This is a genomic window from Ruegeria sp. BA2 (assembly GCF_056539605.1).
This window is the reverse complement of the sequence record NZ_JBQFVE010000001.1, coordinates 251,358-266,561: the sequence shown is the minus strand read 5'-3', so window position 1 is coordinate 266,561 and position 15,204 is coordinate 251,358. Positions and strand designations below refer to the sequence as shown.

Below are 15,204 nucleotides of genomic sequence, written 5' to 3'. Positions count from 1 at the left end.
GCCTCATCCAAAGGAGGCGGGTATGACATCAGAAAACCAGGAACAGGCGGAATTCTGGGGAAACTCGGAACAAGGCACCAAATGGCTGACTTATGAAGATCAGCTCGATCACGCCTTTGCGCCTGTTCTTGATCTTGTTCTGAACCGAGCCGCCTTGTCGGCAGGCATGAAGGTGCTGGATATCGGATGTGGCACGGGCGTCAGCGCAATCGCTGCCGCTCGCGCGGTAGGGCCGAACGGGCACGTTCTGGCCGCTGACATTTCACAACCCTTTCTGGACCGCGCAGCCAAACGGGCTGAACGCGACGGGCTTCAGACACTTACGTTTCAGCACGCGGACGCGCAAAGCTATGCGTTTGCACCCGATCAGATGGATGCGGCAATCTCTCGGTTCGGAGTGATGTTCTTCGGTGACTCGGTCGCGGCATTCCGAAACATCGCCTCAGCCTTGAAACCCGGTGGGCAAATGACCTTTGCTTCCTGGGGGCCGCTGGATGCCAACCCTTGGTTCAAGATACCCCATGTCGCCGCCGTGCGACGAATGGGCCAACCACCCCGCGTAGACCGCTATGCCCCTGGGCCGCTGGCGTTCCACGACATCGACCATGTTAAAGGCCTGATGATCCAGGCTGGGCTGTCTGACATAACCGGCGTCGCGGTTACACTTAACCTGACGGGTTTCGGCGGTGTTGAAGGCACAGCGCATCTGGTGACGCGTGTTGGCCCCGCGGGCCGTGTTGTCGCGCATTTCGATGGGAATGAGGCGGATACAGACGCCATTCAACAAGCTGTAGCGGAAGAGTTCCGGCAGTATCAGTCTAGCTCCAATGTCCTCATACCCGCGACGATCAACCTGTATCAGGCTCGACGCGCAGACTGATTGGAGCGGGTAGCGGGAATCGAACCCGCGCGTTCAGCTTGGGAAGCTGACAGGCTACCATTACATCATACCCGCCGCTGGGCATTGATTAGCACTGCTTTTTACCGGGATTCAAGGGTCAACAAACCCTGAAGGATCGAAAAGGCCGGATCAACGATCCGGCCCAATCCTTTGTTTTAAATACCTTAAGCGCGACGGCGACGGCCACCGCCGCGACGGCCACGCGCGCCCTCGCCCTCGGCACCGGCCTCAGCGGGCGGTTTGTTGAACCGGATCCATTCACCGCCATGCGCGTCGTTATTGGTCAGCAGATTGGCGGCGCGGATGGCCTCCATCTCTTTGCCCGCACGCGGCAAGGTCGATCCAAGGCCGAACATTTGAACGAAGGTCTCGTCATCCATGCCCTCGGGCAGGATGATACCAGCGGCGGCAACCTGCTCTTTCTTCTCGGCGATCCGCTTCTGCGTCACTGGCAGGGCCACCGGGTTCATGATCGCGGACGTCATGCCAGCACCCATTGCCATCGGCAGGAATGCATTGTTGATTCCGTGGCGGTTCGGCAGGCCGAACGAGATATTGGAAGCACCGCAAGTGGTGTTCACACCCAGTTCCTCGCGCAGGCGACGGACCAGAGCGAACACCTGCTGACCGGCAGTTGCCATTGCACCGATCGGCATCACCAGCGGGTCAACCACGATGTCATGGGCTGGGATGCCGTGGTCAGCAGCGCGTTCCACAATGGTTTTAGCAACGGCAAAACGCACATCGGGGTCTTCGGAAATCCCTGTGTCATCGTTCGAGATCGCCACGACCGGCACGTTGTATTTCTTGACCAGCGGCAGAACCAACTCCAGACGCTCTTCTTCGCCTGTGACCGAGTTCAGCAGTGGACGTCCCTCAGCCGCCTCAAGACCCGCTTCCAGCGCGCCAGGTACAGATGAGTCGATGCACAGCGGCACATCAACCAAGCCCTGCACCAGCTCGACGATCTTGGTCATCAGCGGTGGCTCGGTCTCGTTGGGGTTGGGGTTCGAATTGTAGACAACGCCCGCATTGATATCCAGAACGGTCGCGCCTGCCGCTACCTGCGCCAGCGCGTCTTTTTCAACGGTCGAGAAATCGCCCGCCTCGAGTTCCGCAGCCAGTTTTTTGCGGCCAGTCGGGTTGATCCGCTCACCGATGACGCAGAACGGTTCGTCAAAGCCCAGAACGGCAGTTTTTGTTTTTGATTCTACGACTGTACGGGTCATGTCCGTTCCTTAGGAGTTTACAGGCTGCGCCGAAGCGCCGCCGTTGTTGATGGCCCAGTTGGCGTTTGTCTTGATGCCGCCAAGCGGGAAGAAGTGCACTTTGGTGATGTTGAAATCAGGGTTCGCCGCTTTGTGGTTGGCAAGTTCGGTGATCACATCGGTCGGTTCATAAGGCAACAGCAGTTTCGAGACATCCATGGCGCGTTTCTGCAGCACCTTCAGCGAGGGGCCAACACCGCAGGCGATGGCGAACTTGATCAGGGTCTGCAGTTTGGCCGGACCCGCGATGCCGATATGTACTGGAATATCGATACCCGCCTCTTTCAGGCTGTCGGCCCACGCGATGATCGGCTTGGCGTCGAAGGCAAACTGAGTGGCCAGCGCCATTTCGGCGTCGGTGGTTTCCGAGAACTTCTGCTTCCAGCGCAGCGCTTCATCGACATTCTTGGTCGAGCCGTCCGGATCGATGTCCTTGTTGCCTTCGGGGTGGCCCGCGACGTGCAGACGCTTGAAGCCTGCCCTGTCGAACAAGCCGGTTTCCAACAGCTGCATCGAACTCTCGAACTCGCCATGCGGCTTGTCCACACCGCCTGCCAGCAGCAGTGCTTGCTCCACGCCCGCTTCGCCCTGATACATGGAGATCCACTTTTCCAGCGTCGCGGCATCCTTGATGATCCGCGCCGGAAAATGCGGCATGACCGGATAACCTTCGGCAGCGATACGCTTCGCTGTTTTGACCATGTCTTCGATCGGCGTGCCCTCAATATGGGCAATGTAGACGCGAGTGCCCTCGGGCAGCAAAGCGCGGAAATCTTCGACCTTTTCAGCGGTGCGCGGCATCACCTCGATCGAGTAGCCCTGCAAAAAGGCTTCGACGGTCGGGTTCACAGGGCCGTTTTCGACGGCATCACGTTTCTTGAAGTTCAGCAAAGCCATTGCGGCCTCCCATAAAGTTCTGGGGCTCATGCCCAACCGTCATTGGCGATCAGGGCCTTGATGCGATCCTGATCGTACTCTGTTTCCAAACGCTGGGCCTCGGCCTCGGCAATCTCGGACGGATCGCCCTCGATTGCGAAAGGTTCAGCTTTGCGCCACTCGGCCAGATAGGCATCACTGTCTTTAGCATTGACCTTCATGGCAGCCCGGTCGATCGCTTGCTCGAACCGCTCTTCCAATTGTCGTTTCGCACCACGACGGCCTTTGCCGACGATGACCTGAGCGGGAATATCGCGCCAATATACGATTGTGACGTCGGGCATCGCCTGTGATTCCTTCTAACCAGATGGACCGGTTCTAAACTTCAATATGGGCTCAGGTCGGTCGATTTTCGACATAAGGCGTCTGCGCAGCGACCTTTTTGCCCACCTCTGCATATGGACGCTTTTAAAGACCTCGCAGACAAAACCGAACATCAAAATCCTAATGACTTTAATGAGCATCTTGCGTGATCCAATTGCGCGACCTATGGTCGGGGTAACTCGAAAATCGGAGGGCGTTTAAGATGGCGCCCAAGCGTCCCAGAGGTGCGGGCGCGTTCCCGAAAGCGGTCGAAAGCCCCGCGCCGGCAAGACCCGATCCAGATGCGTTATATGCGGCGCTGGATCTGGGGACAAATAGCTGCCGCATGTTGATCGCCCAGCCCAAGGGCAGTGGCTTCCATGTGGTCGACAGTTTCTCCAAATCGGTGCAGTTGGGCGCCGGTCTGGAACGCACCGGGCGGTTGTCGCGGGCCTCGATGGCACGCACGGTTCAGGCCCTGCGGATCTGTCAGCAAAAGCTCAAACGCAATAAGGTCAGGCGCATGCGCCTGATCGCGACCGAGGCATGCCGTCGCGCCAAGAATTCGCGCGATTTCATCCGTCAGGTTAAACGTGAAACCGGCCTTACGCTTGAGATCATCCAGCCCGAGGAAGAAGCGCGTCTGGCTGTCATCTCCTGCGCCCCGCTTGTGTCGACCAAGACTGAGCAATTGTTAGTCGTTGATATCGGCGGGGGCTCGACCGAGCTGGTCTGGATCGACATTTCCTCTGTGCCCCGACGCGACCGGCCTGCCGCGATCATGCGACTGCATAACGGTTTCCACACTTCTGAAAGCCCATTCCCTGCGGCCAAGGTTGTTGATTGGATCAGTGTCCCACTGGGCGTCGCTACGCTGCGGGATCAGTTCAACGACGTTGAAGATGATGCAGCAAGGTTTGCGCTCATGAGTTGGTTTTTTGAGGAAAACCTTGCCGATTTTGCCCCTTACAAAGACGAACAAACCCGCGAAGGTTTCCAGATTGTGGGCACCAGCGGCACAGTAACCACGGTGGCCGCCTCGCATTTGGGGCTCAAACGCTATGACCGGACCAAGGTGGACGGTTTACGCATGACCAGCGATCAGATTGACAAGGTCATACGAGGCTATCTAGAACTCGGCCCTCGTGGGCGCCGCCGTGATCCCCGGATCGGAGAAGATCGGCAGGCCCTGATCATGTCCGGCTCGGCCATTTTGCAGGCTTTGTTACGCTGCTGGCCCACTGATCGCCTTTCCGTGGCGGATCGGGGGCTGCGCGAAGGCTTGCTTTATGCCCAAATGAGTGCGGACGGTGTATTGGAAGACGGACCGTTCTGATGGCGAAGACACCGACTGGAAAAAACAACTCGGGCCGCGGGCAGCGCGACCTGAAGGTCAAGGTCAAAACGGCGCGCGGGCGCAAGCTCAGCTCGACCCGCTGGCTGGAACGGCAGTTGAACGACCCCTATGTCAAACGCGCGCAGGCCGAAGGCTATCGCGGTCGTGCGGCGTTCAAGATCCTTGAATTGGATGACAAATTCCGCTTTCTGGTCCCCGGCGCACGAGTGGTTGATCTGGGCTGCGCCCCCGGTGGCTGGCTGCAGGTTGCAGTGAAACGCGTTAATGCGCTGGGTGAAAAAAGCGGCAAGCGGATCGGCACGGTTCTGGGTATTGACCTGCAAGAGGTTGAACCGGTCGCCGGGGCCACTGCGCATGTGCTCGATTTCATGGAAGACGATGCCGATCAAAAGGTCAAAGACTGGCTGGGTGGCAAGGCAGATGTGGTGATGTCAGACATGGCGGCGGCCTCTTCGGGCCACAAGCAGACCGACCACCTGCGGATCATGGCATTGTGTGAAACAGCAGCCTATTTCGCATTCGATGTGCTGGAAGAAGGCGGCACTTTTGTCGCAAAAGTTCTGGCTGGGGGGGCCGAGGGTGACTTGCAGAAATTGCTCAAGCAGAAGTTCACCAAAGTTGCCAATGTGAAGCCTCCGGCCTCTCGCTCCGATAGCTCTGAAAAGTTTGTCGTCGCAACTGGTTTCAGGGGCTAGGTACCCTTAGTCCAGATCAATCTTGCCTTGCGATACATGTTGCTTTCGCAAAGATGCCGCAGCGATGCCTTGCAGCAGCAGCGCCTCACCATGATTGATATCGACGGGCTTGCGCGCGCGTAGTTCTTCGATGCGTTGGTCCAGCGTCGATTTCCGGGCCGGCGTCAGCGGTTTTGTGAAGGTTGCAGAGCGATCTGACATGCGTCACCTGTTGGCAATCCGAGTACCTACCCCGGAGTTCTAGCCGCTGAATAAGCCTGGAAGATGGCGCAAATCTGCCGGATCGGTGCCGGTCAACGCCCAAGATCGCGTGCCAATTGCCGTAGATTCGGATCATCGGGAAGCACCAATAGGGCCTCGTCCAATGTCGCCAACGCAGCTTGAGGGCCACGGTTGATATGGGCCAATTGAACCAGCATCGGCCAGGCCTCGACGCGCTGAGGGTCCAGCACCACAACCTCGCGGAACGCGCGTTCTGCGGCAGGCGCGTTTCTGAGCGTCAGCGCCCAACCTCCCAAAACCATATGCGTTTCAGGAAAATCCAGGCGATTGGAAATGCTACGCTGCCAGTCGGCCATACCTTCCTGAGCATCTGCGCGTTGCTCGGCTGTCATGTCCTCAGGCCGGATGGAAAGAAACTCTTTGGCTGCTGAGATCCGCACATTTTGCAATGGGTCCGACAATAGCGGTTCAAGTCGTACAGCACGTAGCTGAGGTGGAGCCTGCCGCTGCAGCGCCGGGCTATTCGCCCGAACCAGCGGATCGGAATCGGTCAAAAGCGGCGCCATCTGCTCTGCCAATTCTGGCGTCGAAAAGGGTTGCAGCAGGTAGAGGGCAGTCGCACGTACGATGCCCGCCTGCCTTCGATCCAAAGCGATTGCAGTCAAAGTAGCCGGATCATCCAACTGACCGCTACCTGCTGCTGCGAATGCGGTTCCGTAGTGCTCGGACCTGTAGGTCGATGCAGGGAACCAGCCCGCGATCTGTTGTGTCGCCCAGGGCTGCCCTTCTTCCGAATGGCAATCTGTGCAAGCATCCGTTCCTAGCCCAAGATCAGGACGAGGGATGCGGAAACTATGATCGCGCCGCCCGTCCACCCCCATATAGACTCGCTCGATCATATGGCAGCTCTTGCATTGCGCACCTTCTGAATCCTCAGCGTGATGGTGATGCGCGGGCGTGTCATAGTCTGCTTTTCGAAGCGTTGGGAAATCCGAGTTACCAGCGGGCGAATGACACTGGGTACACAACCCATTGTCTTCGACCTTTACCTCGGCCCGGTGCGGATCGTGGCAATTCATGCACCCAACACCCGCCGCATACATGCGCGACTGCAGGAACGAGCCATACACATAGACCTCATCCAATATCTGGCCATCCGGGTGATACAGGCCCGGCCGCAAAAGGGCCAGATTATAGGCATCGTGGTAGGGTTTTCCGGGGTGCGGGTTCCCGTCCTCCAAAGCCTCACGCCGGGAATGACACCCGGCGCATTGCTGAATTTCGGCTTCGGTCTGTCCCCTGCCCCAATCAATCGGAAATCCGAACTCGCCCAGACCGTCTTGCAACGCATTGCCGGTTGTCCACTCAAGATGCGCAGACCCCGGTCCATGACACGCCTCACACCCCACACCAATCTCAGCTTGGGTCGAGTCATAGCGCCTTGTCTGGGCATCGTAGTTCTTCACATAGCCTGTCGCATGGCACTCGGCACAACGTGCGTTCCAGTTCTTGTACGGCCCCGTCCAGTGCAACCCGTCATTCGGAGGCAAATCCTGATCCGGATAAAGATGGAACCAGCGCCCCTCTTCCACATCCCAGACCACATCAAAGCTTTGCAACCTGCCCGGTTCAGTTTCAAAGAGGTATTGCTGCAAAGGTGCAATTCCCACCACCGAGTGGACGGGATAGGCGGTGGTAACACCGTCCTTTTCGGTAACTTGCACCGCAAACGTTCCGTCTTGATCCGTGAACGACACGCTCATCTCGTCATGGGAAAATAGGGTACCATCGAAATCAGCTAATACATGGCCGTCGCCCACTTCGGTCCACGCCAGCGCATGGTGCGAGTTTTCCCAAGCCTGGGTTTGTTCCTGATGGCAATCTGAACACGCATCCGACCCGACATAATCTTGCGCCTGCCCTTGATGAGCCAAAGCCCATAATGTCGCAGTTAACAAAATAACTCGGCGGCGCATCATGTGCCTTCCGCATTTTGAAGGTCAATCAACGCGCCATTGTACTCGGCTCCAAGAATCAACATTGCAGAGCACAAATACAGAAAGATCAACGCCGCCATAGCCCCGGCGAGACCGGCGTAAGTCGCACTATATGTGGCGAATTGGGCGATATAGATCGAGAATCCCCAACCTCCCGCAGCCCACAGCGCCAAGGTCAGGATCACGCCCGGCAGAATCTGCACAAGACGATGACGCCGTGAGGGCAATATCAGATGCGCCAATAGAACGGTGCCCGCTGGCACAGCAACGGTAAAGGTCCACCGCAGGCGATCCACCGATAGCCAGTTATCAACATCCACAGCCGTTTTTTCGGAAACCAAACGGGTATAGACCGGTAAAACGACCTCAACCGCAGCAATTGCCAAGATGGCAGCCCCACCGATTATGACGAGCACAAAACAAAGCAATCGGGTTTTCCAGAACGGCCAATTGTCCTTGTCGTGATAAGCCTGAGTCATCGCCTTGCGCACGGCAGCCACTCCGTTCGAGGCGAAAAAGATTGCCAGCAAGCCGCCTATTGTGATCACCCCTGACCCAGCCCCTGCCAGTACGGCACGGAGTTCTGCGACGATAGGGTCTGCCACGTCTTTGGGCCAAGCGCCGAAGATAAGCTCGATCAGCTCATCCGTGACATAACCCTGCGACAAAGCCCCAGCCAAAGCCACAGTGAATAAAACGAACGGAAACAGAGCCATCATCAAAGACATCGCGACATGGCTGCTCATGACAAACCCATTTTTGTCATTGAACCGGCGCACGGCAAGCCAGAGCGCCCGCAGGAGTTGGCCGGATGAGGGAATCGAAACACCTGACATTGCCCAAGCCTAACCTGCCTTTTGGTCTGACAGAACCGTCAATCGGCCAAGCGTGCCGTTTTCCTGCCCATAACATTCTGTATGGATTGCATAAACCGATCAGCCTGTGCAGGATCAAACAAACGCGTCAAGGCGGAATACAGACCAAGGCCATCGCATGACCTCTGACTCAGAAAACACCCAATCGAGGGCGCGCCCGCAACTGAGTGTATTGCGCGACGTTGTGATCGTGGCCACGCTTGCTGTGCTTGGCCTTTATGCTGGGGCGAACTTTCTGATCCCACTCACCATGGCGTTGCTTGTCAATGTGTTGATCCTGGCCCTCAGCGATCGGGTCATTGCGGTGACCCGCGTCCCCATTTGGCTGGCGAATGTCGCAGGCGTCACGGTTGTCTTGGCCGGATTGTTCATGATCATGTACATCCTGGGCAGTCAGGCCACGCAATTTGCACGTTCTATCAATACCTATGAAAGCCAATTCGACGGGGCAGTTCACAGGATTACCGGGCTGATTGGCAACGACGTCACCAGCTTTATTCGCGATAACCTGGTCAATATCGATATGTCCTTTGTGGCTCGGATAATGCTGGGTAGCGCCACATCGCTGTTGAACCAGTTTCTACTGATCAGCCTATACGTCGCGTTTCTGATGGCCGAGCGGCTGGCCTTTCGCAGGAAAATCCAACTTGCCGCCGGAAACCCGGAATTGGGGGCTGATCTTGCCTCGGTTCTGGATGCGATTTCATACAGTCTGCAGCGTTATGTTGGTGTTAAAACCATGATCAGTCTGATCACAGCCCTCATCAGCTATACGATCTTCAAAGCGCTGGGGCTCGAATATGCCGAAACATGGGCCGTACTGACATTCGCGCTGAATTTCATCCCGTCGATCGGGTCGATCATTGCGGTGATCTTTCCTTCGATGATCGCCCTGGTTCAATTCGAAACCATCGGACCATTTCTGATCATCGTCTTGGGCTGCGGCACCCTTCAATTCGTCATCGGCAATTTTCTTGATCCAGCCCTGCTGGGCCGGTCCCTGAACATGTCGACGTTTCTTGTTATATTGGCGCTAACCTTCTGGACTACGGTCTGGGGTCTGATCGGAGCGTTCCTGAGCGTGCCCTTGACTGTTTGCATCCTGATCATATTCAGCCACATCCCGGCGCTGCGCCCTGTGGCAATCCTGATGTCACTGGATGGAAGATTGGGTGAGGATGATCGGTCGTCCGCAAAGCATTCGGCCTGAATCCCGGTCAACTCTGACAGCTGGAAATCAGTGCGCGACGATCTTTTAGCCGCAACCGACCATAGCCACCTTCGATCAGGTCGAGACTAATGAGCCGGTGTAGGGCACGGTGAAGTGTTGGCGGCGAAACGGCTATCATCGCGGCCAGTTCTTCTTGTGACACCGGTATCCAGCCTTGGTCATCCGACGCGACCTCATCCAAATGTAGCAACCGTAGAACCAACCGTTTCTCGGTTCCGGTAACCGCAAGATTAGCAACAATACGCAGGGTTTTCTGCATGTTCTCATGCGTTAACGCGTAGAAGTCGCGCACATAGTCGGGAGCTTCCTGCACCATACGTTCCAGCCGCGAAGCCGGAAAAAACAGTGTCTCAGTCGGACGGGTCGCGACTACGCTGACCAAACGGTGCGCTGTTGCAAACAATGCCAGATCACCGATCCAGAAACCGCGCCCTTCCTGATGAACCACAAATTCCTGCCCGTCATCCGCCGGGACAGTAATCTTTACCCCACCATCCAAAACGGCATGAATCCCATTCGCAGGATCCCCTTGCAGATAAAGGGCTTCGTCAGTCCCGTAACAACGGCGTACTGCGCAGCGCATCAGAGCCTCTTGAAAGGCAGGGGATCTGGCTTCCAGCCAGGTATTTTCACGCAGCGTTTTGAATTCAGTGTCAATTCTTGCCATCTATATATTTAAACTTCATCATATGATAAATTCAATCAGGCCTTGGTGGCCTACATTACTGCCATGTGATTCCTGTTTTTCGACTATTAAGACAGGATATCCGCAGCTTACCAACTGTAGCTAATTCAATTCTGGTCGCAGACTCTACCTATTTCTCTAGGACAAAATGTCCAACAGTTCAGGAGTAAATCATGTTATCTACCACCCGGTTCTTGGAAAGCTGGCGTATTGGGTTACGCCGTACTGCTGCCGCATCAATTGCGGTTCTGATAGCGCTGCCTGCGTGGGCGCAAGACCAGAAACCAAATATTCTGGTCATATGGGGCGACGATATCGGTCAATCCAACATCTCGGCCTATACGATGGGCCTGATGGGATACCGAACCCCCAATATCGACCGGGTCGCGGATGAGGGCATGATCTTCACCGATTACTACGGTGAACAGTCCTGCACTGCTGGTCGCTCGTCATACATCATGGGGCAGTCCGTGTTCCGGACCGGCCTGTCCAAGGTGGGCCTGCCGGGCGCCAAAGAAGGAATGCAGGTCGAGGATCCAACAATCGCCGGTCTTCTCAAAGATCATGGTTATGTCACAGGTCAGTTCGGCAAAAACCACCTGGGTGACCGAGATGAGCACCTGCCGACAAACCATGGGTTTGATGAGTTTTTTGGGAACCTCTACCACCTCAACGCTGAGGAAGAGCCCGAGCATGAGGACTATCCCGGCGATGCCATTCTGCCCGACGGGCGCACCTTCCGCGAAGCCTACGGCCCGCGCGGCGTAATCAAGTCCAGCGCAGGTGGTGCAATCGAAGACACCGGCCCACTGACCCGCAAGCGTATGGAAACGGTCGATCAGGAAACGCTGGAAGCCGCTGTCGAATTCATCCGCGAAGCCAATCAAAACGGCACACCGTTCTATGTTTGGTGGAACGGCACACGAATGCATTTCCGCACTCATGTCGGCGAAGAGATGCGCGAAAAAGCCAATGAAATGGTCGGCAGCCCAGCCGATGAATACACGGCCGGTATGATCGAACATGACATTCAGGTCGGCCAACTGCTTGATCTGTTGGATGAACTTGGCATCGCTGACAACACCATCGTGCACTACTCCACCGACAACGGACCACATTACAATACGTGGCCAGACGCCGCCTCAACCCCGTTCTGGGGCGAAAAGAACACCAACTGGGAAGGCGGGTGGCGCGTTCCATCCATGGTGCGTTGGCCCGGTAAGATCGAGGCGGGCTCGGTCTCGAACGAGATCGTGCATCACATGGATTGGCTGCCCACTTACCTCGCGGTCGCAGGTGATCCCGAGATCAAGGAAAAGTTGAAGGCAGGCTATTCCTCACCGGCAATGGGTCGCGACTACAAAGTGCACTTGGATGGGTACAACATCCTGCCGTTGCTGACGGGTGAAGCGACTGAAAGCCCGCGTCGTGAAATCTTCTATTTCACCGATGATGGCGACTTGTCCGCGCTCCGCTTTGATGACTGGAAGCTAATATTTCTAGAGCAGAAAGCGTGGGCCACACTTCGCGCCTGGATGGAGCCTTTCACCGAGCTTCGCGTGCCGATCATCGTCAATCTGCGCCGCGATCCTTATGAGCGTGGATACCGCACATCCAATACCTATTATGACTGGATGATCGATCGGGTATATTTCCTGGTGCCAGCGCAGCAATATGTTGCCAACTTCCTCAGCACTTTTCAGGAGTACCCGCCACGCCAGAAGGCCGCCAGCTTTAGCCTGGATCAGGTCATGGAAAAACTGGCCACTCCGACCTCAAATTAAACACAAGAAAGGGGCCGCATATTAGTGCGGCCCCTTCCCTATTGAATTAGAGGCAATTCAGGATGTTTCTCAAACTTGCAGCAATTCTTGCCACCGTACCTCTTGCGGCCATTGCCGACCCCCTTCCAAGCTGGACTGACTCAACTTCAAAACAGCAGATCATCGACTTTGTAAGTGCAGTCAGCGATCCGCAAAATGAAAGCTATGTCACGCCCTCCGATCGGATTGCGGTGTTTGACAATGACGGTACCCTCTGGGCCGAGCAACCTGTCTACTTTCAATTCATCTTTGCCATGGACCGACTGGCCGAAATTGCTGAGCAAGACCCGTCTGTCCTATCAACTCCGGCCTTGAAGGCAGCCGCCGAAAGGGACCTGCAAACCATACTGGAAGGCGGTCATGATGCCTTGATCGAGGTGGTGAACGCCTCGCATTCAGGTACCAGCGTTGAAGAATTTCAATCGGAGGTCGCCGAGTGGCTGAGCACCGCACGTCATCCCGATACGGATTTACCCTATGATCAGATGACCTATCAGCCGATGGTCGAACTACTGCGATACCTGCGCGATGAGGATTTCAAAACCTATATCGTCTCGGGCGGTGGTTTGCATTTCATGCGTGTCTTTGCGGAACAGGCGTACGGGATTCCGCCTGAACAGGTTCTGGGCACCTATGGTGAGACTACCTATGACAATGAAAACGGCACCCCGGTGATCAACAAAGCACCCGGCATCGCCTTCATTGATGATAAGGAAGGCAAGCCGATCAATATCGAGCGCACGATTGGCAAACGCCCGATTCTTGCCGGTGGAAACTCGGACGGTGATTTTGCCATGCTTGATTGGACAACTGCCGGTGACGGGCCACGTTTGGGCGTCTTGATCCATCACACAGATGCGGATCGTGAGTGGGCTTATGACCGTGAAAGCCCGATCGGACGTCTGGTCGACGGGTTAGACAAAGGCCCCGATATGGGTTGGGTCATCGTTGATATGGCCAATGACTGGGCGCGCATCTACACTGGTGCAAACTGAATAACTCGGATCGCTAAGCACTGATGTGGACACTTCTCGTCTCGCTTTTTCTGTTTGCACTCTATTGCACAGCAGTCGTCTTTTCTGTGCGCGCCGCACAAACGGCTCGCACGCCGCAAGGGGCCGTGGGCTGGGTCGTGTTCCTGCTTTCGGCGCCCATGTTTGGCGTACCGCTGTATTTGTTCCTTGGGCACCATCGGTTCAGGGGGTATCGGATCGCGCGGCAAGAAAGCGAGCGCGTCGTGGAAGGCATCAAGACCTTTGCCGACTTCTCAACGCCAGATCTCAAAACATTAAGGGTCAATCCCCGCCCGTTCGAGGCGCTGGCTCACCTGCCCGTATCGCGGGGCAATGGTGCCGAGCTATTGATTGATGGGGAGGCCACATTCGAAGCCATTCTGAAAGCCATAGACGACGCCAAAAACTATGTGCTGATCCAGTTCTACATCGTCCGGGATGATGAATTAGGGCAAAAGGTTCAAAAGCACCTTATTGAAGCGGCCAAACGCGGCGTACACGTCCGGTTCATGACCGATGCGGTGGGCAGCTATGGCCTGCCCTCAAGCTATCTGGAAACACTGCGCGAGGCAGGTGTTGATGTGGCTGATCCGCGTGAGCAGCGCGGACCAAACTTTCGCTTTCAGTTGAACTATAGAAATCATCGAAAGACGGTGATCGTGGATGGTGAAACCGGCTTTATCGGAGGTCACAACATCGGCGTTGAATATCTGGGCCAAAGCCCTAAGTTCGGTCGCTGGCGGGATACGCATATCAAGATGACCGGTCACGTGGTCCGGCAATTGCAACTGATCTTCACCGAAGATTGGCACTGGGCGCGCAATGAAGACCTGATCGATCAGCTTGATTGGGCAGGCAGCGAATCTGAGCAGGACATGAACGCGCTGCTGGTTGCAACAGGTCCGGGTGACGATACCGAGACCGGGGCCATGATGTTTTTCGCGGCGATTGCTGAGGCGAAAGAACGACTATGGATCGCCTCGCCCTATTTTGTGCCCGATATTGATATCATGACTGCGCTACAACACGCGGCAATGCGCGGTGTGGATGTGCGGATACTCGTGCCGGAGGTCATCGACCATCGCCTGCCATGGCTGGCCGCGTTCGCCTATTTCGATGAAATCCGCGACTGCGGCGCGCAGGTGTTTCGCTATACGGATGGCTTTATGCATCAAAAGGCGTTCGTTGTTGATGACACCCTGGCTGCCGTAGGCACCACCAATCTGGACAACCGATCCTTTCGCCTGAATTTCGAGGCGATGGCCCTGTTCTTTGATCCCCGCGCTGCGCAAGCTGTAGCTGCCATGTTGGAAACCGATTTTGCATCAAGCTACGAACTGACCCGTGACCTGCAGCAGCAACCGTTTCATATCCGGTTTTGCGCACCGCTTGCGCGGTTGTTTGCTCCGATCCTTTAGTTCAGGAATCGATCTTCGAATACGCGCGTCATGAGCGCCACAAGGAACGCGGTCGATAAACCAAAGGCCAGCAGACCGGTGACCGAGGCGAAGGCTCCGAAAATGCGCAACCCCTCGCCCAGAACGATGTCGCCATAGCCCAGCGTCGTGAAGGTCACCAATGAGAAATAGAGCGCCGAATTCCAATCCGGCAGCACATCGCCCCACACCCAGACAATCGCCCAGATCCAGACCTGAACCGTATGGGTCAACACGATGAATACAAGCGCAACGCTGATCGGGCCTGCGGTTGCCAGGATTGTGCTGCGCGTCTCCCATTTCGCGACGAGTTTGCGGATAACCAGTACGCACCAAGTCAGCAGCATGATTTCGATCAGAAAACAAATACCTAGGTAGAAGCTGCCCCAAATGATCTGCTGCGACAATGTCATGTAAACGGCCTTTATTCTGATCGACGCCAGCATGGATCTTTCGCGCGCC

The 15,204-nt window shown here is 56.1% G+C and carries 15 protein-coding genes and 1 tRNA gene; 7 read left to right on the top strand and 9 right to left on the bottom strand.

Annotated elements, in window-relative coordinates; genetic code table 11:
- Positions 1-22: 22 nt before the first annotated feature.
- Positions 23-880 (top strand): class I SAM-dependent methyltransferase, encoded by an 858-nt coding sequence (locus ACR0NN_RS01325; protein ID WP_170718937.1) that lies wholly within the window; start codon positions 23-25, stop codon positions 878-880.
- 1 nt (position 881) lies between these two features.
- Here ACR0NN_RS01325 and ACR0NN_RS01320 read toward each other — a convergent pair.
- The 4 genes from ACR0NN_RS01320 to ACR0NN_RS01305 all read right to left on the bottom strand — a co-directional run bounded on the left by ACR0NN_RS01320 (position 882) and on the right by ACR0NN_RS01305 (position 3,389).
- Positions 882-955 (bottom strand) — tRNA-Gly (locus ACR0NN_RS01320).
- Between the two features lie 110 nt (positions 956-1,065).
- Complete coding sequence (locus ACR0NN_RS01315) at positions 1,066-2,130, bottom strand: methyltetrahydrofolate cobalamin methyltransferase (RefSeq protein WP_170718934.1); 1,065 nt, start codon at positions 2,128-2,130, stop codon at positions 1,066-1,068.
- 9 nt (positions 2,131-2,139) lie between these two features.
- Positions 2,140-3,066 carry a methylenetetrahydrofolate reductase gene (locus ACR0NN_RS01310; protein WP_170718932.1) on the bottom strand — a complete coding sequence of 309 codons (927 nt, stop codon included), beginning with the start codon at positions 3,064-3,066 and terminating at the stop codon, positions 2,140-2,142.
- Positions 3,067-3,092: 26 nt separating this feature from the next.
- The gene (locus ACR0NN_RS01305; RefSeq protein WP_170683756.1) at positions 3,093-3,389 is read right to left on the bottom strand and encodes a virulence factor; all 297 of its coding nucleotides are present in this window, start codon (positions 3,387-3,389) and stop codon (positions 3,093-3,095) included.
- A 242-nt stretch (positions 3,390-3,631) separates the two neighbouring features.
- Here ACR0NN_RS01305 and ACR0NN_RS01300 point away from each other — a divergent pair, with 242 nt between their 5' ends.
- A complete protein-coding gene (locus tag ACR0NN_RS01300; protein WP_170718930.1) occupies positions 3,632-4,744 on the top strand; it encodes a Ppx/GppA phosphatase family protein in 1,113 nt (370 codons plus the stop codon).
- Complete coding sequence (locus ACR0NN_RS01295) at positions 4,744-5,460, top strand: RlmE family RNA methyltransferase (RefSeq protein ID WP_170718928.1); 717 nt, start codon at positions 4,744-4,746, stop codon at positions 5,458-5,460. Before ACR0NN_RS01300 ends, ACR0NN_RS01295 begins: the two co-directional genes overlap by 1 nt.
- Positions 5,461-5,466: 6 nt before the next feature.
- On the opposite strand, the gene ACR0NN_RS01290 is transcribed toward ACR0NN_RS01295, so the two are convergent.
- The 3 genes from ACR0NN_RS01290 to ACR0NN_RS01280 form a co-directional block, all read right to left on the bottom strand.
- Entirely contained in the window at positions 5,467-5,661 is a 195-nt protein-coding gene (locus ACR0NN_RS01290; protein ID WP_170718926.1) for a hypothetical protein, read from the bottom strand.
- A 92-nt stretch (positions 5,662-5,753) separates the two neighbouring features.
- Positions 5,754-7,658, bottom strand: a complete 1,905-nt coding sequence (locus ACR0NN_RS01285; RefSeq protein WP_480683986.1) for a multiheme c-type cytochrome — start codon at positions 7,656-7,658, stop codon at positions 5,754-5,756.
- A complete protein-coding gene (locus tag ACR0NN_RS01280) occupies positions 7,658-8,515 on the bottom strand; it encodes a YihY/virulence factor BrkB family protein (protein WP_170718923.1) in 858 nt (285 codons plus the stop codon). Before ACR0NN_RS01280 ends, ACR0NN_RS01285 begins: the two co-directional genes overlap by 1 nt.
- 157 nt (positions 8,516-8,672) lie before the next feature.
- Here ACR0NN_RS01280 and ACR0NN_RS01275 point away from each other — a divergent pair, with 157 nt between their 5' ends.
- Positions 8,673-9,764 (top strand): AI-2E family transporter, encoded by a 1,092-nt coding sequence (locus tag ACR0NN_RS01275; protein ID WP_170718921.1) that lies wholly within the window; start codon positions 8,673-8,675, stop codon positions 9,762-9,764.
- Positions 9,765-9,771: 7 nt separating this feature from the next.
- On the opposite strand, the gene ACR0NN_RS01270 is transcribed toward ACR0NN_RS01275, so the two are convergent.
- Positions 9,772-10,452, bottom strand: a complete 681-nt coding sequence (locus tag ACR0NN_RS01270; RefSeq protein ID WP_170718919.1) for a Crp/Fnr family transcriptional regulator — start codon at positions 10,450-10,452, stop codon at positions 9,772-9,774.
- Between the two features lie 191 nt (positions 10,453-10,643).
- Between ACR0NN_RS01270 and ACR0NN_RS01265 the strand changes: the two genes are divergently transcribed.
- The 3 genes from ACR0NN_RS01265 (at position 10,644) to cls (ending at position 14,724) form a co-directional block, all read left to right on the top strand.
- On the top strand, positions 10,644-12,254 hold the full coding sequence (locus ACR0NN_RS01265; RefSeq protein WP_480683741.1) for an arylsulfatase: 1,611 nt from the start codon (positions 10,644-10,646) through the stop codon (positions 12,252-12,254).
- A 62-nt stretch (positions 12,255-12,316) separates the two neighbouring features.
- The gene (locus ACR0NN_RS01260; RefSeq protein WP_170718917.1) at positions 12,317-13,288 is read left to right on the top strand and encodes an HAD family hydrolase; all 972 of its coding nucleotides are present in this window, start codon (positions 12,317-12,319) and stop codon (positions 13,286-13,288) included.
- Positions 13,289-13,311: 23 nt separating this feature from the next.
- On the top strand, positions 13,312-14,724 hold the full coding sequence (gene cls, locus ACR0NN_RS01255) for a cardiolipin synthase (protein WP_480683739.1): 1,413 nt from the start codon (positions 13,312-13,314) through the stop codon (positions 14,722-14,724).
- Here cls and ACR0NN_RS01250 read toward each other — a convergent pair.
- Complete coding sequence (locus ACR0NN_RS01250) at positions 14,721-15,155, bottom strand: two pore domain potassium channel family protein (protein ID WP_170684227.1); 435 nt, start codon at positions 15,153-15,155, stop codon at positions 14,721-14,723. The genes cls and ACR0NN_RS01250 overlap by 4 nt on opposite strands.
- Positions 15,156-15,204 lie beyond the last annotated feature (49 nt).